Below are 18,857 nucleotides of genomic sequence, written 5' to 3' on the forward strand. Positions count from 1 at the left end.
TGTATTTTCAGAAAAACCGATCACAATGTGCCAGCGCGAGCACGTAGCGATGTGGTTTTTTAAATATAAGGCACATTGAGAATGATTGTCAATGATAATAATTCTCATTGACATGGCGGGCAACATTCTATATTCTACGGAGGTATCCCCTGCAAGGCGATGGGCTTAATGCCATTCCCGCAGGATCATAACGTACATACAGAAAAGGGGACCAAGAGAATGAAAACAATATTCAAAAGATATGTACCGCTGCTGGCAGTGCTGGTTATGGCGGTTATGCTGGCCGCTTGTTCATCCGTAGCAGGCAATACGAAGGACGCAGCGGCAACGGCTGCACCTGCATCTGCCAGCCCCGCACCGGTGGAGACTGCACAAGCTGCCAAGACGGTATATCCGCTAACAATTGAGAACCACACGAATAACGGGGAAGGCACGGAATGGAAGACTCACTCCCAGACCTTCGACAAGGCTCCTGACAAGGTAGTTGCGAATACCCAGGGTGCGGCCGAGCTGCTGATTAAGCTGGGTCTTACCGACAAGATGGTCGGAGTAGCAGCCCTCTACGGCGCCGGCGACCCGGCAGTCCAGGAGGAATTCAAGAAGATCCCCGTGATTTCCCAAGACTATGCCAGTAAAGAGCTGGTTGTAGGCAGAGGCCCGGATCTGGTGATGGGACGCGGCGGCCTGTTCGCAGATGCGGATTGGGGAGTCGGGACGGTAGGCGGACTCAATGAACTGGGCATCAAGACCTTCGTGCAGAGCACCAGCCTGGCCGGGGCGACGCTTGACAGCCTGTACAAGGATATTGAGCAGCTCGGCCAGATCTTTGATGTGCAGGAGAAGGCCATTGCATACATCGCAGAGCTGAAGGAACGTGCGGCGAAGCTGAAGGAGGGAGCGGCAGCCACAGGTGCCAAGACCTTCGCTTATGTATCTGACGGGGGCAACGGGGCGATCGCTGTCTATAGCGGCAATGTCGATACTTTTGCGGGAGATGTGCTGGGACTGCTGGGACTGACCAACAGCTATGCGGATGTGACCGGTGAGATCAGCAAGGAGCAATTGATCGCCACCAACCCGGATGTCCTGCTGATCTCGGTCTACACAGGCGGTGTTGATCCTGACCAGACGCTGAAGGCCTTCTACGCTGACCCATCGCTGCAGAGCCTCAAGGCCATCCAGAACAAAGCGATCTATAAGATCGACTTCAACCAGTTCTGGGGCTACAGCTATTCGATCTTTGACGGGGCGGAGAAGCTTGCGTCCGAACTGGCTGCTGCGAAGTAAGCCGAAGCTTGCCATACTCTGTCAAAAAAAAGCAGCCTGAGCTGTCACTGTAACGGGTGACGGTTCAGGCTGCTTTTGGCATTCTCATAGATATTCATAACCACCTGCTGGATCGGCAGCTCCTTGACGGAAATATCCGAGAAGCCGTGCTTCCGGGAGATGCCTTCGATGAACTCGCTGATTGAGATCCGGGCGGTGTCTACCTCCAGCGTGATCTGGAAGTCGGAGGGGCGTTCCATTACCTTGGTGAAGTCGTTGTCGAACGGCGTGTCCCGCACAGACTCGTTGAATGTAAAGCTCACACGCTTCTTCTCCCCCAGGAACAGCTTCAGCCGCTGCAGCGAGTCGTCAAACACCTTCTCGCCGTGGTTAATGACAATGACCCGGTGGGCCAGCTCCTCCACATCCTCCAGATCATGGGTGGTGAGGATGCAGGTCATGTTCTGCTGCTTGTTCATCTGGCGGATGAACTCACGGATTTTGACCTTGGCGATGACATCCAGCCCGATGGTCGGCTCATCCAGGAACAGGATATCCGGCTGGTGCAGCATGGCCATGACGAATTCACATTTCATGCGTTCGCCCAGCGACAGTACACGGGTGGGCTTCTCCATCACCCCGGCGATATCCAGCAGCACCGCCAGTTCCTCCAGCCGGTTATTGAAATCCGATGTGGAGATGCCGTAGATTGCTTTGTTCATCTTGAAGCTGTCGATGGGCGGGATATCCCAGATGAGCTGGGATTTCTGGCCGAAGACGGCTCCGATAGTGCGTACATAATGCTTCCGGTCCCGGGCCGGAGAATGACCGAGTACGTCAATCTCCCCGCTGGTCGGATAGAGCGCGCCGCAGAGCATTTTGATCGTTGTGGATTTACCTGCCCCATTCGGACCTAGCATCCCGCAGATTTCACCCCGCTCAATGGCGAAGCTGATATCGTTCACAGCCTGGACGGAGACGGCTTCACGCCGGAAGAAGCTCGTGAAGGTCTGCCCCATGCCTGCGCCCCGCTTATAGGTAGTATAGCTCTTCGTTAAATGCTTGACATCAATAACCGGCATCAGCCGCCAACCCCCTCATATAATCTGATCATGTGCCGGTATACCCAAATGCCGACCCAGAGAAAGATAAAGCAAGGCAGAATCGCGATGAAATCACCGGCCTGAACCCGGCCTAGCAGTGCGGAGGCCGGGAGGTAGCCGACCATCCCCACGGGAATGATCAGCGTAGCTGCAGCCTGCACCGCCTTCGGGAAGATCGGCAGCGGATATTTGCCGATATGCAGCACACTGTCCGCCAGCTCGGATATCCGCGAATTGCCGACCCATTTGAAGGACATCGCCGCCATCATCAGCGATAATCCGGCCAATACAGCCGTCCCGGCCAGGAACATCCCGGTGAATTGCAGCCACGCGAGGGCGGAGATAGCGCCGATATGCAGAGCGGAGAAGATGAATAATGCAGCACCTCCAAGGAATAATCCGACACTCTCTACAGAGAAGGTAGTCGCTACAATGTAGAACAGCGGATTCAGCGGCTTGAGCAGAATGACCTCGAAGCTTCCCTCACGTACATGCGACATCGTTGTCCACAACAATCCACCGAAGACCAGACTGGAGAGCCCGCTGGACATAGTGAATATAGACTGGATCAGAAGGACCTCGTATAAGCTCCAGCCCGGGAAGCTGGTACCCGCCCTGTAGATTAACAGCGTCACCAGCGGAAACAGAATGTTGCCGATGAGTGTAATCAGACTGCTGACGATGAAGTTCATCCGGTAGGCCGAAGCGGTCTGGATAGCAGAGTACATGCACTGCTTGTATACATCTACATATTTTTTCATAACAGGAACGTTCCTTTCCCTCCGCGTATTCATGCGCCAACCGCCGTGAACTGCTTCATCGCCCGGCGGCGGACCAGCTCATTGCAGCCGAACATTACCAGAACAGCGGCCGCCTGCATGCCTACGGCTTCGGGAATGGACAGCTCAAGGCCGCCAAGTGAATAATGGCCGGTGAATACCATGGCAGGCATGTAAGCAATGTACTGAAAAGGCAGGAACAGCTGTATCACCTGAAGCCAGTGCGGGAAGAAATCAAGCGGAATGAGCGCACCGGAGAAAATACCCGACACCAGCAGGAAGGCGCTGCGAATCCCTCCGGACTGCACCAGCCAGAAGGAAGTCAGGCCAATCGTATAATTAACATAGAAGTTCATCAGGAAGGCCAGCGCCACGGACACCAGGGTCCACGGGAGGCTTGCCGGCCGCATATCGATCCCGAAGATGAAGATAAAGATCAGCAGACACGGCAGGAACTCAAACAAGAAGCCGAGCATCCGGTGCCCGAGCTTCTGGTACAAGGCAAAGGAACGGTGATGCACCGGACGCAGATGGAAGGTGAGGAATTTGCCGGTGCGCACCAGCATCGACAGGTTCCAGTCGGCAAAATCCATAATCAGATACCCGATCAGCGCCGTTGCCCCGAAATAGCGGATCATCTGGGGGAGATCAAGCCCGCCGAGCGTAGTCTGCCCGCCATAGACTGCGGTCCAGATGAAATATTGCACCATGAAATACACCGGGCCGACGATTACGGAGACTAGGGAGTGGGTGCGGTAAGCACTCCATTCCTTATAGGTCACCTCCGCTACCGCCCGCCCAATTAGCCAATTATGCTTGAAGCGGTTCATTACATCAATCCTGACCAGATGATATTGGTTACATTGAACAGGGCTTCCGCATACCAGTTATCGCCTGTGAAGGGCACGAACCATACGGCGGTTAGCTGCTCAGCGGGGTCAATGACCATACAGCAGGCACCGGCACCTTCGTGGAAATAACTGCCCTCGGAATAGAGGAACGCGGGACCTTGGCGCATATCCAGCCCAATGCCGTAGCTCCGGTCTTTGACATTGTTGCCCCAGCAGTAGTCGGGCACGCCATAGAGAGTGCGGGTAGTGATCTTCTCGATGGCTTTGCGGCCCACAATCCGCGTATCCCCCAGCGTTCCCATGCCCAGCAGCATGTTGGCGAACTTGGTCAGATCGGCAGGAGTAGAGACCAGCCCCCCGCCTGTGCGGGATACGTTCTCCCACAGCTTCTCTGCTGGAGATTCATCCGGCAGTGTGCCGTGAATCAGGTCATGGAGCTGCTTTTCTCTACGTTCATTTCGTATAATGAAGCGCCTTGCCAGCGCGGGAGTCGGCTCCCACATCGTGTCCCTCATGCCGAGCGGCTGCAGAATCTGCTCCTCTATGTATTGTTCAGCGGGAATACCCGTGACCTTCTTAATAATCTCACCGAGAATACAAAAGCCGAAGGAGCAGTATTGCCATTCCTCGCCAACCGGTTTGGCGATTCCGCAGCTCAGTGATGCAGTAATCCAATCCAGCTCCCCGTTCTCCGGTTTGTACTGATCGAAATATTCGTCCACCCGTTGCCAATATGACTTATGATAAGGAATCATGCTGGACGCACAGTCCGGGAACAGGCCGGAGGTATGGGTCAGCAGGCTGTAGATATCGATTTTGCTAAAAGGCTCTACGTTAAACGGTTCCAGAAAGGTTCCCACGGGAAGGTCCAGCCGGAGAATGCCATCCTCTACCAGCTTGGCTATGGCGACCGAAGTAACCGATTTGGTGATGGATGCAATGTTATGAACGGACGTCGGCAGCAGCGGCTCCGTGCGGTCTTCGCGATAGGAGAGGGGGCCGATGGCACCGTGCATGAACGTCTTGCCATACCGGGAGACGCAGTATGCAGCGGCCTGGATTTTTTTCTCATCGATCAGTTGCTGAAAGTGGGTATGCAGTACCCCGATTCTTGATGCGTCATATTGAACCTCTGCCGGTGAGCAGTCGGTAATGCCGGGAGTGTGCAGCATAAGTAGATGATTCCTCCTTAAGGTTAGTAGTACCGGGCTTGGGAAGTAGTCAATGAGAACGTTATCCATGAAGAGGAGAACTTCCTGCCATTTCAAAGGGCGGGGCTGCCGGCACGATACGTATAAGTATATTTCCAGGGAATGGATGTGGCAATGACAAGTTTATTTATAACCAAAGTTGACTTAAAGTTGACTTGATGTGGAATTAATCCGGCCCAAAAGCAGGGGAGCGGAGGAGCAGCATAGAAATACAAGTCATATACATACTTACAGAATGGAAGGACAAGGAATGAAGTTATGACAACAAAGCCGTTAACCAAAAGTATTACGTTTGTGCAAGCCCTGGCCCTGGTGGTCGGGATGATTATCGGATCGGGGATTTTTCTGAAGCCTGGCATTGTATTGAATAACGCGGGAAGCCCGTGGATGAGTATTCTGGCCTGGGGCGCGGGCGGAATCATTACCCTGGCTTCGGCGCTGAGTGTGGCGGAGATCGCGGCTGCCATTCCGAAGTCGGGTGGTCTATATACTTATTTAAGTGAATTGTACGGCGGGGTGTTCGGTTATCTGCTGGGCTGGGTGCAGGCGGTGATCTCCTATCCGGCTTCTGTAGCGGCGCTGGCTATTGCCTTTGCAACCTATTCCGGTTACTTCCTGCCGCTGAATTCATGGCAGCAGAAGCTGCTGGCCGTAGGCATTCTGGCCTTCATTCTGCTGATGAACGTCATAGCGACGAAGTTCGGCGGAATCATCCAGACGGTGGCCACGGTGGGGAAGCTGATTCCGGTAGCAGGCATTGTAGGCGTGGGGCTGTTCTCGGATCTGGCTCCCGGCTTCGGCGGTATCGGTACAGCGGCAGCGGGTGCAGGCTTCGGGGCTGCGGTGCTCGGCACACTCTGGGCTTATGACGGCTGGATCAGCGTAACCAATATGGCAGGAGAGATCAAAGACCCGGCCAGGACGCTGCCGAAGGTCATCTCGATTGGGGTTATTTTTGTCATCGCCGTGTATGTATTGTTCAATATTGCGGTGTTCCAGGCGCTGCCCTATGACCAGATTGTGTCGTCCCCGACTCCCGGAGCCGATGCGGCTGAAGCGCTGTTCGGGAGCGGCGGCGGAGCCTTCATTACAGCAGGCATTATCGTCTCTGTACTGGGCGCGCTGAATGGGTATCTCATGACCGCAGCACGGGTGCCGCAGGCGATGGGGGAGCGGGGACAGATTCCGTTCTCCCGGGTGCTGGGCAGGATTCATCCGAAGTTTCAGACACCGGCGAATGCGCTTGTTTTTCAGAGTGTGCTGGCCGTAATCTACATCTTCTCGGGAACCTTTAATACGCTGACAGATCTGCTGGTGTTCGTGCTCTGGATTTTCTTCACCATGGGCGTGTTCGGTGTGTTCCTCCTGCGCAGGAGGCTGCCGCCCGTACAAGGCCGCTACCGCGTGCCGCTCTATCCGTTCACCCCGATTCTTGGCGTAGCAGGGGGACTCTATATTCTGGCCAGCACGGTCATCAGTGATCCGCTGCGCTCGCTTATAGGGATTGGCATCACGCTTGCCGGACTCCCGGTGTATGTGGTGATGAGGCGGAAGAATCGCGTGTAGACAGCAGTTCATAGCCGATGTGAGAAAAGATGAATAAAACAGTTGACAGCACCCGTTCAAAAAAGTATACTATGAAAGTACTTTTGAGCGGGCGCAGTCAGCTTAGAGATCATCGCCTAGAAGAATGATACATAGACACCATACGGACTCTTAGCTCAGTTGGTAGAGCAGTAGACTCTTAATCTATTTGTCCAGGGTTCGAGCCCCTGAGAGTCCATCCCTTAAGAAACGGCAGAGATGCCGTTTTTTTGCTGTCTATGCTGTTTAGGGTACTTCGCTGAAGGTCTGCGTATAATCGAATGCAATCGGCTGCTGCAGCGGCAATAGGGTGCCGAATGTATGTGGAAAACGGCATACATTGCTACCCAAAAGTAGGCGCATGGCCGAATGTGTGTGGAAAACGGTATACATTGTACCCAAAAGTAGGCGCATGGCCCGAATGTATGTGGAAAACGGTATACATTGTGCTCAAAAGCTGGCGCATGGCCGAATGTGTGTGGAAAACGGCATACATTATGCTTGCTCCAAGGTAATCCCTCCTAATCATTCGAGTCTGAAAAGAAGAAGACGTAGGCGGAAAACAAATAAAATGTAGTAGGCGCGTGTGCGTAGGCCGAATAAGGAGCAGGAATGCAACTTATCCAGACCCAAACGCAAGCTAATTCAGAAAATCTGGTGCTCTACTATTGCCAGTCTGTGGATAGCAAGCCAGTCCTAACGCTGCTACATATGCTCGGCAAGCTGCACCTCGAACCCGTCCGGGTCCAGGATATAGAAGAAGCGCAGACTGGGATTCGGCGCGATGGGGCCGCGGGCTACCGGGATTCCTTCCTTACTAAGCTCCGCCATAGCTTCGTCCAGCGACCCAACCTCGAACCCTACGGATACTCCGCATTCCGGCTTCAGCGGCGGGTCATTGCCCTCTATCAGTTCAAGCTTCGGCTGCCCCTCTATCCCCAGCATGACAATCTGCTTCCCTCTGCTCTCGAATCTGCGCTCCACCGGCAGACCCAGAATTCTGTGATAGAAATCAAGGGAAGCCTCCAGATTACGCACCCTGAGTGTCATCCAATTCATACTAAGCTTCATCAATATCCATCCTTTGCTGTACAATTCAGTTGCTGCTGTTATAAGCTATCCGCATATTCTATCATATGCGATCAGGAGGTTGTAACCATGAACATAACAACTATAGAAGCAGGCGGCAGAATCATCGCTATAGTGAGCGGCAACGAGGCCGTGGTGGGGGATGTCCAGAGCGCGCTTGATCTAATGGCAACGGTACGCTATGAGACGGACTGTGACCGGATCGTGATCCATAAGGCGCTGCTGAGCGAGGAGTTCTTTGACCTCAAGACAAGGCTGGCCGGCGAGATTCTGCAGAAGTTCATTAACTATCAGGTGAAGGCAGCGGTAGTGGGTGATTTCAGCAGCTATACCAGCCGCAGCCTGCGTGATTTCATCTATGAATGCAACAACGGGAAGGATATATTTTTTGTGGCGGACGAGGAGCAGGCGGTGGAGAGATTAAGCCGGGTCTAGCATTCGCAGCGTCAGAGCAGGGGACTGCATCCGTTAGCCCGATCCTCTGTGCAGCCGGTAGTGGAACCCGAAACCCCGGATATGATAAGCTCATGGAAACAGGGCAGACCTGAACTCAAGGAGGGAAAAATATATGGGCAGCTTAAACACAGGTGAGATCTATTCCGGGTTTCAAGTCATACGCAAGGAGTACATACGGGAAATCGAATCCTCCGTATACACGCTGGAGCATCAGCAGAGCGGCGCAAGGCTGCTCTATGTACAGAATCAGGATGACAACAAGGTGTTCAGTGTCACCTTCCGGACGCCGCCTGCGGACAGCACGGGAGTGTTTCATATTCTGGAGCATTCGGTCCTGTGCGGCTCGGACAAATTCCCGGTGAAGGAACCGTTCGTAGAGCTGCTGAAGGGCTCGATGAAGACCTTCCTGAATGCTTTTACCTTCGGGGATAAGACGATGTATCCGGTAGCCAGCCAGAATGACCAGGATTTTGCCAATCTGATGGAGGTTTATCTGGACAGCGTCTTTCAGCCGAACATCTACAGTCAGCAGGAGATCTTCGAGCAGGAGGGCTGGCATTATGAACTGCCGGATTCGGGGGCTGAGCTGATCTATAAGGGTGTTGTCTACAATGAAATGAAAGGCTCATATTCTTCGCCGGTGACGGTGCTGATTGACCGGATCAAAAAATCGCTCTATCCCGGCACCATCTACCGTCACTCCTCCGGCGGTGATCCGCAGAATATCCCTGCCTTGACCTATGAGCAGTTTCTGGAGGCGCACCGGAATTATTACCACCCGTCGAACAGTTATTTCTATCTCTATGGCGACCTGGATATCGAAGCGCGGCTGCAATTTATCCATGAGGAATATCTCAGCCGCTATACCCGCAAACCCATGGACACTTCGATTGCTCTCCAAGCACCGACCGGTATTACCCAGCTGACGGCGGAGTATCCCATTCTGGAGACCGAAACCGCTGCCGACAAGACATACTTGAGCTTGAATTATGTAATCGGCACCTCTCTGGACCGGGAGCTGAATCTGGCTTTCGCCATTCTGAAAAGCATGCTGATGGACAGCAACGCCGCCCCGCTAAAACAAGCGCTGCTGGAGAGCGGCCTGGGGAAGGATGTGGTTGCTTTTTATTCGGATAGTATGGTTCAGCCTATGCTGGGTATTGCCTTGACGCATTCCAACCCGGACGCCAGGGAAGCATTCGTGAATCTGGTCAGGGCCACGCTAACCCGCTTAGCTGCGGAAGGCCTGGATGAGAAGCTGGTGCTGGCTGCGGTGAACAGCAAGGAGTTTGAGCTGCGGGAGGCCGATTTCAGCCAATATCCCAAGGGTCTGACCTACAATATGGAAGTCATGAAGGCCTGGCTGTATGACGGGTTACCGTCCACCTATCTGGAATACGAGGCTGCGCTTACGTCGATCCGTGAGCAAAGTGGAAGCCGCTATTTCGAGCGGCTGATTGAGACCTATCTGCTGAACAGTAACCACTGCAGTGTCGTTGTCCTCCAGCCCTCTCAGAGCCTTGCAGGGGAAAAGGATGCCGCCACCCGCAGCCGTCTGGCGGCATACAAAGCGTCTTTGGCCCCGGCGCAGCTGGATGAGCTGGTGCTCAGCACGCAGAAGCTGCTGGCCCGGCAGAACACCCCGGACGCCGCAGAAGACCTGGAGAAGCTGCCGAAGCTGACTCTCCGGGACATTAATCCTATGGCCCCGGCAGGGGTGCCTACAGTGGAATATGTGCTGGATGGAATGAAGGTGCTGCATCATGAAGTGGCTGCCGGTGCAATTGCCTATATCAAGCTGTACTGGGACACCAGCGTGCTTGCCGCGCAGCAGATTCCTTATCTGGAGCTGCTGGCGAGAGTGCTGGGACAGCTGGAGACGGAAGCCTACAGTATTGAGGAGCTGACCAGTGAGATCGGGATTACGACCGGGGGCATCCGTTTTCAGAACGAGGTGTTCGGAGCCGGGAAATCTGCGGAAGGAAGCTATCAGCCCAAGTTCAGCACGCGGATCAAGGTGATGCAGGGCAACATCGGCGGTTCCCTGAAGCTGCTGCATGAGCTGCTCTATGGCAGCAATCTGGATAATCTGTCCAAGCTCCAGGAGATTGTCCGCCGGGAAGCTTCCGGCATGGAAGCGATGCTGACCCAGAAAGGCAACGAGATTGCAGCCAGCCGGGTGCTGTCTTATTTCTCGGACCGGGGGATGTATGAGGAGCAGCTGGGCGGCGTAGCCTATTACCGCTTCATCAAGGAGCTTGCCCGCAGCATTGACCAGCAGGCGGAGGAGCTTGCGGATACCTTGAAGGAAATCTGCGGGTTGTTATTCAATACGCAGAATCTGACGCTCTCTATCACCGGTACGGCGGATACTTATGCGGAATTCGCCGCACATGTGCAGGAACTGGACCTCAGCAGACGGGCAGTGGAGTTCCAGCCGCTCTTGTCAGCAGAGGGGCAGGCGGTCAACGAAGGCTTCATGTCCGCAAGCCAGGTACAGTATGTAGTCAAAGGTTATGACTACAAGAAGCTGGGCTTCGCCTATTCCGGCAAGCTGCAGGTGCTTAAGAAGATCCTCAGCCTGACCTACCTGTGGAATACGGTCCGGGTCAAGGGCGGTGCGTATGGCGGCAATCTGCTCCTGCGCCGCGACGGGGTAATCCTGTTCACCTCCTACCGCGATCCGAACCTGCTGGAGACGCTGGAGATCTATGACCAGGCCTCCCGGTTTGCCGGGGAATATGCGGCAGATGAGGCGGAGATGGAGAGGGCGATTATCGGTACCCTGGCTATGCTTGACCAGCCGCTGAGTCCCGGCGCGCAGGGCCGTCAGGCGGACCGGCATTATTTCGAACAGATCAGCGCGGAAGACCTTCAGCAGGAGCGTAATGAGATCCTGTCGGCCACAGCCGGGGATATGAGAAGCTTTGCCGGTCTGCTTGGGGCGGTAACGCAGCAGAACTACTTCTGTGTGGTCGGAGGCGAATCCAAGCTGAAATCGGCCTCTGGTGTATTTGGCAGCCTGGAGGAGCTGGTGAAATAAGCGGGAGCTTCGAATAACCCATTAGCACAATATCAGCACGAAACAGGGTGCCCACGGGCTGTTGATACAGCCGGGCACCCTGTTTGCTGTGGCTTGAAATTTTCTTTGAATATTCAACTATTTAGTTTTAGAATATAAAGATTACTGACTTCTAGGAGGAACAATACGTGGAACTTGGAATAAGCACCTTTGTCGAGACAACGCCTGATGTGAATACCGGAGTGACTCTGAGCCATGCAGAGCGGCTGCGCGAAGTGGTGGAGGAGATCGTGCTTGCGGATCAGGTGGGACTGGATGTATACGGCGTGGGTGAGCATCACCGGCCTGATTTTGCAGCATCATCGCCTGCTGTGCTGATGGCGGCGGCTGTACCGCTGACGACCCGAATCCGCCTGACCAGTGCGGTCATGATTCTGTCCTCAGCGGATCCGGTACGGGTATTCCAGGATTTCGCTACCCTGGACGGAATATCGGGCGGCCGTGCCGAGATTATGGTGGGCCGGGGCTCGTTCACCGAGTCGTTTCCGCTATTCGGCTATGAGCTGAAGGATTACGAAGAGCTATTTGACGAGAAGCTGGACCTGCTGCTCAAGCTGCGGGAGCCCGGCAAGGTGAACTGGAGCGGCAAGCACCGCCCGGCCATCAGGGATCTGGAGATCTATCCGCGCCCGCAGCAGAACCCGCTGCCGGTATGGATTGCGAGTGCCGGAACGCCGGAGTCTGCGGTCCGCGCCGGTACTCTGGGCCTGCCCTTTGCCCTGGCGATTATCGGCAATGTCAATCCTTCCGATTATGCCATGCATGTACGGCTCTATAAGGAGGCAGCAGCCAAGGCCGGTCATGATGTGTCCAAGCTTCCGATTGCAACGCACTCCCATGGGTATGTTGCGGAGACGGACGAGCTTGCGGTAGAGGGCTTCTTCCCGTCTACACATGCGCGGACGAATGTCCGTGCAGTGGAGAAAGGGCTGCCTCCATATCACCGTGCGGATTACGATGCCGCCCGCAGCTTTGACGGGGCTCTATATGTGGGCGACCCGGAGACGGTTGCCCGCAAAATCATCTACCTGTACCAGCATGTAGGCATCACACGCTTCCTGCTGCATGTCCCGCACGGCTCTATGCCGCATGCTCAGGTGATGCAGGCCATCCGCCTCTTCGGGACAGAGGTAGCGCCCAGAGTGCGGGAGGAGATTAAGCGGTTGAAGCAAGCCTAATGACATTACGGGCTTAGGCAACAGTTAATAGCCCCGGGGCCTAATGGCCGGGGGGCTTAAGTCTGCCAATCTAAGTTACCAGAGTACGGACAGTCAGGTGGAGGACTTTAAGTAATCGAAGCCTCATAGATGGCCTGGATAGACGCAGCAAGGGTGCGGCCAAATTCCTCCTCCGTCTGCTGATCACTAAGGCCCTGGGACAAGGCGCGGGAGAAGCTGGCAATCACTCCATGCTGGCGGGCCAGCTTCTCGTTGGCTTCAGCCTGGGTATACCCTCCTGAGAGGGCTACGATCCGAACTACATGGGGATCTGCGGCGAGCCCGCTGTACAAATTATCCTCTGTCGGGATCGACAGTTTGAGCATAACCTTTACGTCGTCTGCCAGCTCAGACAAGTGTGCGGCCAGTTCCCGTTTCAGCAATTGCTCTGACGCCTGCTTGTCCGAACTAAGAATGTCTACTTCCGGTTCAATAATCGGAACCAGTCCGAAGGCGGCAATCTGCCGGGCCAGCTCGAACTGCTGCTCCACTACCTGCCGGATACCCTCCGGGTTCGCTTCATGGATTACGGAGCGCATCTTGGTGCCGAAGATATGCTTGCTGACTGCCCGCTTCAGCAGTTCATCGAGGGCGGGAATAGGCTTCATGAGCTGGACACCGTTCTGAAGAGCGGCCAGTCCCTGGTCAATTTTGAGAAAAGGCACGACGCCCTTCTGCTCCCACAGGTAATCGGCGGTATATTGCCCGTCTATGAGGCGGTCCATCGTGTTCTCGAACAGAATTGCACCGAGAATATGCTCGCTTGTAAATGCGGGGCTCTGAATAATGCGTGTTCTCATGCTGTGAACCATGGTGTACATCTCTTCGTCCCCTGAATAACGGTCTTCCTTAATACCGTATTGCAACAGCGCTTTGGGGGTGCTTCCCCCGCTCTGGTCCAGAGCAGCTATGAAGCCTTGGCCAGTGTGAATTCGGTTCAATTGTTCGGTATTCATGGTTAGGGTCATTCCCTTCTGCAAGATGAGATGGTTGCTGTACCCTGTCTAGTATAGCACTTGCGCATAAGGACATACATCCGGGCCCGGCAGAGCTTTCCATTTGTGCCTGAGAGATATGGTATGTTACCTTGTTCAATAGGATGGTATGATAGAAAGTGGGGTGAATTTAATTATGACAAACGAAACAACCAATGAGACTACGAATGAGCCGGTCAACGGGGAAGCGGAAGCTGCCGGGAAGGAAATGACCGAAGAGAATTGGAATGAGCTGCTCAAGGCTGTTTTTCATAACGGCATTGTAGCTCTCAAAATGAGCTTCAGCGATGTGGAAGGACAGGTGCTGAACCTGGACAACTACGGCCCGGTCTTTGTATTCCGTGTGAAGGATCAAGATAACGCTGATTATTACTGCGGCTTCTTCCTTCGTGAGCTGGCTGGCCGGTTCCAGTCCGGCAACAGTCCGGAGATCTGGATGGCCTCCTTCTTCCACGAGCTGATGAAGAACAAGGGAGGCAACTCCATGCCCAAGCCGCTCGCCAGCGAAGAGGAAGCCAAGGCCGCTGTCGATAACGTGCTGGTTCCGATGTGTATCGCCGCTGTAACGGAGGAGTTCGCTCCAGAGCAGGTGCATGCCGGACTGGCCTGGAACGAGGAGCATGGACCGGTCTTTGAGGCAGGCTTCCCTGCAATCACGGACGGGAACAACGTATGCGCTATCCCGCTCCACCTGTTACTGACGCATCTGCAGCTTAACCGTGATCCTTCGGAGCTGCTGCTGCAAGGGATGTACAAGATCCGGGAAGAGCACGGCCTGGAGTAGTACGGCAATAACAGTATCATTTTAGCAAAAGCATGGACCGCTTCCATTGGAGAGCGGTTTTTTGCTGTGTTTGATCTTGATGAGGCCTGAAGTTTCGTCTCACTGGTCCCATCCATGAATTAAAACCTGACGCTCTACTAGTGTCTTCCGAAGGACAGCACCCCCGTTCCTCCGGGTTCGCTGGATTGTCAAATTTCTGGTTCTTCGGGGAAGCAAAAGCGATATATATGGGTTGTAGAGGATGAAGGCGTTACCAAGCCAAGGGGATTTCCGAAACCGGTTGGGTAAGCATTCCTTTTCAGGTTTCAATGGCACGAACGTACGCGTGCATTGAAATAAGGCTGGCGAATTTGAATTGTTAGAGGAGGACGAAGATGGTTAAAAGAGGTAAAGTCTTAAGCTTGTTCATGCTGTTCACGTTATTGCTCGCACTGGTGCCTGCGGGTAGCGCAAGCGCAGCAACCTGGAATCTGGCTTGGAGCGATGAGTTCGACGGCTCTTCCCTGAACACGGCCAACTGGACGGCCGAGACAGGCACAGGCAGCGGCGGCTGGGGGAACAATGAGTTGCAATATTATACGAACCGGGCACAGAACCTGAAGGTTACCGGCGGCAACCTTGTGATTACAGCGCAGAAGGAAAACTACGGGGGCATGAACTATACCTCGGCACGGATTAAGACACAGGGACTCAAGAATTTCACTTACGGCAAAATCGAAGCCAGAATCAAGCTGCCTTCCGGCCAGGGAATCTGGCCTGCGTTCTGGATGCTCGGCGCAAATATTACCTCGGTTGGATGGCCGGCCTCTGGAGAGATAGATATTATGGAGCGGGTGAACAATAACGCTGTTGTTAACGGTACGGTGCACTGGGATGCCGGCGGCCATGCCGAATTCGGGAGGGTATCCGGCAATCTGGATTTCTCCCAATATCATGTGTACAGTGTGGAATGGGATTCCAAGTATATCAGATGGTTCGTGGACGGCAACCAGTTCAATGAATTCTATATTGAGAACGGAACCGGCAATACAGAGGAGTTCCAGAAGCCGTTCTTCCTGCTGCTGAACCTCGCGGTAGGCGGCAACTGGCCGGGCGCTCCGAACGGCGCAACCAGCTTCCCGGCGCAGATGTCCGTGGATTATGTGCGGGTATATCAGGCGGGTGCTCCGTCAAGCGGCATTGTCAGCGGCGGAGTCTACACCTTAATGAACAAGGCGAGCGGCAAGGTGCTGGATGTGAAGGATGTCTCTACGGCAGACGGAGCCAAAATGCATCAGTGGACGAATCACACCGCCGCCAACCAGCAATTCAGAGTGGAAAGCACAGGGGACGGCTTCTACAAGCTTACGGCGATGCACAGCGGAAAATTGCTGGATGTGCCGAATGCTTCCACCGCCAGCGGAGTCCAGCTCCAGCAGGCGAATGACAATGGCAGCAACGCCCAGCGGTGGAGCATCGTCGATGTGGGCGGCGGGTATTACAAGCTGATCTCCAAGGCCAGCGGGCTGGCTATGGATGTCGATAACTCCTCTACCGCAGACGGTGCTGTCGTGCAGCAATGGACGGACAATGGAACCGATGCGCAGAAGTGGCAGCTGACCAAGATTAATTAGGGGATGCTTATATTGCTGTAAAAGGGCTGAAGTAAGCAAGAAGCCCCGCAAGCCTGTCGGCTGGGCGGGGCTTCTTGCTCTATTCTATTTCTTTGAGAACAGCTCCATACTTTGCGTCTCCATAATTGGATTCCAAATGCGCCAGACCGATTGGGTAAGCGGCTGCGGGTAGTCTGCAGCTTGACTGCCAAAAGATAAACTCATCTCGACAATTCCCGTACCATCTCTAGAGACCGTGGTTCCGCCGAAGTTGATAAGTGGCGTTTCCCGATTGGTTCTATCATGCACCCGGCCGTTCGCATCGGTGAATTTGTCGTCCAGTCCTACGCCGATGGACTCTGCCTGTACCGCCCCTTGCGAATCGGTATAATAAAACATGTCGGTCATCTTGCGCCGGAGCAGAATCTCTTCCGCCGTTGCATTATGTTCTTTTTTGGAGGTGACTATTTCCCAATCGTTTGTCGGTGCTTCAATCACTTGCTGCTTGTTCGGATCGACCACAAATTTCATACGGTCCGGCTCCAGCGCCGAGATACCGGCAATTTTCAGCGCGATGGAGTCCGGCTGGTTAAGCCCGGTATACCTGAACACCAGCGTTGCCTGCGAGTTGTCTTTGTACACCTCAGAATTATCGGCCGTGATTCTACCCGGATATACCAATTTCTCGGTTTGACTCCCGGTTGCTGCGATCAGAACAGGATTCAGCAGGCTGAAAATCTGTTTGGTGTTCGCCTTGTCATACTCCAGATCGACATAAGTATGGAACGGAGTATACTGTACCTGGCGCACTTTGATCTTTTGACCGTCCACGGTAAGCGTGCGATTCACAGGGAGTGTGCGCACCTGGTTTTTGAATTCGTCCGGGTCAAGCTGAAACGATACCTCCAGACTGGTCCGATACTTGTTGCTGCTGGAAGTGAGCGCCTGGTCGGACGTTCCGGTGAGAATTAGAGTGAACTTCACCTCCTTGGAATCAGTGATGGAAGCCGGATAGTTAGTGGAATAAATAAAATTCTTGTTTTCGCCGGGCTGAATTCTGGATTCGCCACTGTTCCCTAATTCCAGGGCTGCACCCCGATGCGGATCTGGAACCTCATAATCACCGAATTGAATTTTCGTATGCCCAGGATTGACTACTGTATCCGTACCGTTGTGCACATTGAATAGGATATACACTTTACGGCCATCCGTGACGGCGCCCTCCACATCCATACGGTATCCTTTGTTTGTTGCGCTTTGACGGACCGGCTTTACCAGATTTCGTTCCAGGATGCCGCCAATCAGCCGGTTCGTTAATGGCTGTTTGCGATAGTCTGCAAAATCATTCCAGCTTGTGGTGCTGGCCGTCTGCACTGAACCGCCGAGGACGGAACCGTCTGTACCTCCGGCTGGCAAGCCGAAGGATGAGACAATCACAAAAATGGCTGCGGCCGTGGCTAATACGGCGCCGGCCCCATAGGAATAGAAACGCCGTTTGCTGCGTTTTTTCCCTTGCGCCATTCCACTGCGCATGGCCTTATAAATTTTCATTTCCTGAATCGTCTGTGCATCAAGATTGACCTCCTGGGCATCCTGTTTCAGAACGCGCTCTTCTTTTTCCAACATTTCTGCCACCTCCCACATGCTCACATATATTTCCGCAACTGCATGAGTCCTTGACGCATCCAGGTTTTGATCGTGCCTTCCGGCTTATTCAGGACCTTGGCAATTTCGGCGTTCGTCATATCCTGGTAATACTTGAGCATCACGGCATGCCGGTATTTCGGCTTCATCCGCTTCATCGCCCGCTCCAGATCGAGACGATCGCTGCTCCTCATCTCCCGGGCTTCTTCCTCCTCGAGCTTCTCCGTCAGCACGACACGTTTTTTACGCCTTAACTCATCCATGCAGCAGTTGATGGTAATCCGGAGTAGCCACGGTGTGAAGGCCTGCTCGTTTTTGAGCTGTTTGCGCTTCATCCAGGCCCGGCACGAGGCTTCTTGCACCGCTTCCAGGGCATCTGCTTCTGAGCGCAGATAGCTGTACGCGAGCGCATACAGTTTACGGTGCTCACTGGCAAGCCGCTCAAAGAACACCTCTTCATCCATCAGCGCCGGATCTGCTGTATCGGCTTTGTTCATTGTCTTCCCCCCCCATTCACCATCCCCTCTTCCTGTTGTGTTGGTCTATGGAAGAAGTCGTCCTCGAAATATGTTTTCACAAGTAAGACGGAGCTGACCGGAAAAACGATTGATTTTTATTAAAACACATCTCAGATGGTTTACGAAATACACATTGAATTTTGAAAAGCGGTGTGCTACATATAAGTTGGGTTGGCTTAGCGGTCATGCACCTAAAGGAGATGAAGCCTAAGTGGAAAAGAATAAAGTTACCTATGAATCGGTTGACCAGTATATTGCGGACTTTGTACCGGAGATTCAGGAGATTCTGCAGAGCCTGCGCAAGGTCATTGCGGAAGCCGCGCCGGAGGCAGTGGAGAAGATCAGCTACCAGATGCCGACCTTCCACCTGCATAAGAATCTGGTGCATTTCGCCGCCTTCAAAAATCATATTGGATTCTACCCCGCACCTCAGGGGATTGAAGCCTTCAAGGAGGAGCTGGCACGGTATAAAGGGGCCAAGGGTTCAGTGCAGTTCCCGATCCATGAGCCGCTCCCCTATGATCTCATTACCAGAATCGTCAAATTCAGAGTGGAAGAGAACAAGCAGGAGGCCGCAGAGAAGGGGAAGAAGAAGTAAGCGGACAGGCTTATGATCGATCCAACTCAAAAATAAGGGCTGTCCCGGGTAGCCACTTGCTGGCTTCGGGACAGCCCCTAATCGTTGA

At 53.9% G+C, this 18,857-nt stretch carries 16 protein-coding genes and 1 tRNA gene; 9 read left to right on the plus strand and 8 right to left on the minus strand.

The window, feature by feature from the left end:
- Positions 1–219: 219 nt before the first annotated feature.
- Positions 220–1,287, plus strand: a complete 1,068-nt coding sequence (locus MHH28_RS00320; RefSeq protein ID WP_405110219.1) for an ABC transporter substrate-binding protein — start codon at positions 220–222, stop codon at positions 1,285–1,287.
- A 44-nt stretch (positions 1,288–1,331) separates the two neighbouring features.
- On the opposite strand, the gene MHH28_RS00325 is transcribed toward MHH28_RS00320, so the two are convergent.
- The 4 genes from MHH28_RS00325 to MHH28_RS00340 are packed head-to-tail and all read right to left on the minus strand — an operon-like array spanning position 1,332 to position 5,171.
- Complete coding sequence (locus MHH28_RS00325; protein ID WP_405110221.1) at positions 1,332–2,348, minus strand: ATP-binding cassette domain-containing protein; 1,017 nt, start codon at positions 2,346–2,348, stop codon at positions 1,332–1,334.
- Positions 2,348–3,130 (minus strand): ABC transporter permease, encoded by a 783-nt coding sequence (locus MHH28_RS00330; RefSeq protein ID WP_405110224.1) that lies wholly within the window; start codon positions 3,128–3,130, stop codon positions 2,348–2,350. The genes MHH28_RS00325 and MHH28_RS00330 overlap by 1 nt, the downstream gene beginning before the upstream one ends.
- Before the next feature lie 29 nt (positions 3,131–3,159).
- Positions 3,160–3,978, minus strand: a complete 819-nt coding sequence (locus tag MHH28_RS00335; RefSeq protein ID WP_405110227.1) for an ABC transporter permease — start codon at positions 3,976–3,978, stop codon at positions 3,160–3,162.
- Positions 3,978–5,171: a serine hydrolase domain-containing protein gene (locus tag MHH28_RS00340; RefSeq protein WP_405110229.1), complete on the minus strand. Its 1,194-nt coding sequence runs from the start codon at positions 5,169–5,171 to the stop codon at positions 3,978–3,980. Before MHH28_RS00340 ends, MHH28_RS00335 begins: the two co-directional genes overlap by 1 nt.
- Positions 5,172–5,468: 297 nt before the next feature.
- On the opposite strand from MHH28_RS00340, the gene MHH28_RS00345 reads away from it, so the two are divergent.
- Together MHH28_RS00345 and MHH28_RS00350 are read left to right on the plus strand one after the other, a co-directional pair.
- Positions 5,469–6,776: an APC family permease gene (locus MHH28_RS00345; protein WP_405110232.1), complete on the plus strand. Its 1,308-nt coding sequence runs from the start codon at positions 5,469–5,471 to the stop codon at positions 6,774–6,776.
- Between the two features lie 144 nt (positions 6,777–6,920).
- Positions 6,921–6,993: transfer RNA gene (locus tag MHH28_RS00350), tRNA-Lys, on the plus strand.
- A gap of 506 nt (positions 6,994–7,499) precedes the next feature.
- On the opposite strand, the gene MHH28_RS00355 is transcribed toward MHH28_RS00350, so the two are convergent.
- Positions 7,500–7,853, minus strand: a complete 354-nt coding sequence (locus MHH28_RS00355) for a VOC family protein (protein WP_405110235.1) — start codon at positions 7,851–7,853, stop codon at positions 7,500–7,502.
- Positions 7,854–7,952: 99 nt separating this feature from the next.
- Here MHH28_RS00355 and MHH28_RS00360 point away from each other — a divergent pair, with 99 nt between their 5' ends.
- The 3 genes from MHH28_RS00360 to MHH28_RS00370 all read left to right on the plus strand — a co-directional run bounded on the left by MHH28_RS00360 (position 7,953) and on the right by MHH28_RS00370 (position 12,599).
- Entirely contained in the window at positions 7,953–8,318 is a 366-nt protein-coding gene (locus MHH28_RS00360; protein WP_405110238.1) for a DUF4180 domain-containing protein, read from the plus strand.
- 133 nt (positions 8,319–8,451) lie between these two features.
- Entirely contained in the window at positions 8,452–11,382 is a 2,931-nt protein-coding gene (locus tag MHH28_RS00365; protein WP_405110241.1) for an insulinase family protein, read from the plus strand.
- Positions 11,383–11,549: 167 nt separating this feature from the next.
- A complete protein-coding gene (locus tag MHH28_RS00370) occupies positions 11,550–12,599 on the plus strand; it encodes an Atu2307/SP_0267 family LLM class monooxygenase (protein WP_405110244.1) in 1,050 nt (349 codons plus the stop codon).
- A gap of 107 nt (positions 12,600–12,706) precedes the next feature.
- Here MHH28_RS00370 and MHH28_RS00375 read toward each other — a convergent pair whose 3' ends face one another.
- Positions 12,707–13,594, minus strand: a complete 888-nt coding sequence (locus MHH28_RS00375; RefSeq protein ID WP_405116756.1) for a fructose bisphosphate aldolase — start codon at positions 13,592–13,594, stop codon at positions 12,707–12,709.
- Positions 13,595–13,769: 175 nt separating this feature from the next.
- On the opposite strand from MHH28_RS00375, the gene MHH28_RS00380 reads away from it, so the two are divergent.
- Positions 13,770–14,417 (plus strand): hypothetical protein, encoded by a 648-nt coding sequence (locus MHH28_RS00380; RefSeq protein ID WP_405110247.1) that lies wholly within the window; start codon positions 13,770–13,772, stop codon positions 14,415–14,417.
- Between the two features lie 374 nt (positions 14,418–14,791).
- The gene (locus tag MHH28_RS00385) at positions 14,792–16,030 is read left to right on the plus strand and encodes an RICIN domain-containing protein (protein WP_405110250.1); all 1,239 of its coding nucleotides are present in this window, start codon (positions 14,792–14,794) and stop codon (positions 16,028–16,030) included.
- An 84-nt stretch (positions 16,031–16,114) separates the two neighbouring features.
- Here MHH28_RS00385 and MHH28_RS00390 read toward each other — a convergent pair whose 3' ends face one another.
- Both MHH28_RS00390 and MHH28_RS00395 read right to left on the minus strand, forming a co-directional pair.
- Entirely contained in the window at positions 16,115–17,635 is a 1,521-nt protein-coding gene (locus MHH28_RS00390) for a hypothetical protein (RefSeq protein ID WP_405110252.1), read from the minus strand.
- A gap of 20 nt (positions 17,636–17,655) precedes the next feature.
- Positions 17,656–18,150, minus strand: a complete 495-nt coding sequence (locus MHH28_RS00395) for a sigma-70 family RNA polymerase sigma factor (protein ID WP_405110254.1) — start codon at positions 18,148–18,150, stop codon at positions 17,656–17,658.
- A 232-nt stretch (positions 18,151–18,382) separates the two neighbouring features.
- Here MHH28_RS00395 and MHH28_RS00400 point away from each other — a divergent pair, with 232 nt between their 5' ends.
- Entirely contained in the window at positions 18,383–18,769 is a 387-nt protein-coding gene (locus MHH28_RS00400; protein WP_405110257.1) for an iron chaperone, read from the plus strand.
- Positions 18,770–18,857 lie beyond the last annotated feature (88 nt).

This window comes from Paenibacillus sp. FSL K6-1217, from assembly GCF_045040735.1.
Classification (GTDB): Bacteria; Bacillota; Bacilli; order Paenibacillales; family Paenibacillaceae; genus Paenibacillus_AQ.

Excerpts from the sequence above, each read along its gene's own strand:
- MHH28_RS00320 (WP_405110219.1), top strand. The coding sequence starts at position 220 with ATGAAAACAATATTCAAAAGATATGTACCGCTGCTGGCAGTGCTGGTT.
- MHH28_RS00330 (WP_405110224.1), bottom strand. The coding sequence starts at position 3,130 with ATGAAAAAATATGTAGATGTATACAAGCAGTGCATGTACTCTGCTATC.
- MHH28_RS00365 (WP_405110241.1), top strand. The coding sequence starts at position 8,452 with ATGGGCAGCTTAAACACAGGTGAGATCTATTCCGGGTTTCAAGTCATA.
- MHH28_RS00355 (WP_405110235.1), bottom strand. The coding sequence starts at position 7,853 with ATGAATTGGATGACACTCAGGGTGCGTAATCTGGAGGCTTCCCTTGAT.
- MHH28_RS00380 (WP_405110247.1), top strand. The coding sequence starts at position 13,770 with ATGACAAACGAAACAACCAATGAGACTACGAATGAGCCGGTCAACGGG.
- MHH28_RS00345 (WP_405110232.1), top strand. The coding sequence starts at position 5,469 with ATGACAACAAAGCCGTTAACCAAAAGTATTACGTTTGTGCAAGCCCTG.
- MHH28_RS00390 (WP_405110252.1), bottom strand. The coding sequence starts at position 17,635 with ATGTTGGAAAAAGAAGAGCGCGTTCTGAAACAGGATGCCCAGGAGGTC.
- MHH28_RS00340 (WP_405110229.1), bottom strand. The coding sequence starts at position 5,171 with ATGCTGCACACTCCCGGCATTACCGACTGCTCACCGGCAGAGGTTCAA.
- MHH28_RS00385 (WP_405110250.1), top strand. The coding sequence starts at position 14,792 with ATGGTTAAAAGAGGTAAAGTCTTAAGCTTGTTCATGCTGTTCACGTTA.
- MHH28_RS00395 (WP_405110254.1), bottom strand. The coding sequence starts at position 18,150 with ATGAACAAAGCCGATACAGCAGATCCGGCGCTGATGGATGAAGAGGTG.
- MHH28_RS00360 (WP_405110238.1), top strand. The coding sequence starts at position 7,953 with ATGAACATAACAACTATAGAAGCAGGCGGCAGAATCATCGCTATAGTG.
- MHH28_RS00335 (WP_405110227.1), bottom strand. The coding sequence starts at position 3,978 with ATGAACCGCTTCAAGCATAATTGGCTAATTGGGCGGGCGGTAGCGGAG.
- MHH28_RS00375 (WP_405116756.1), bottom strand. The coding sequence starts at position 13,594 with ATGAATACCGAACAATTGAACCGAATTCACACTGGCCAAGGCTTCATA.
- MHH28_RS00325 (WP_405110221.1), bottom strand. The coding sequence starts at position 2,348 with ATGCCGGTTATTGATGTCAAGCATTTAACGAAGAGCTATACTACCTAT.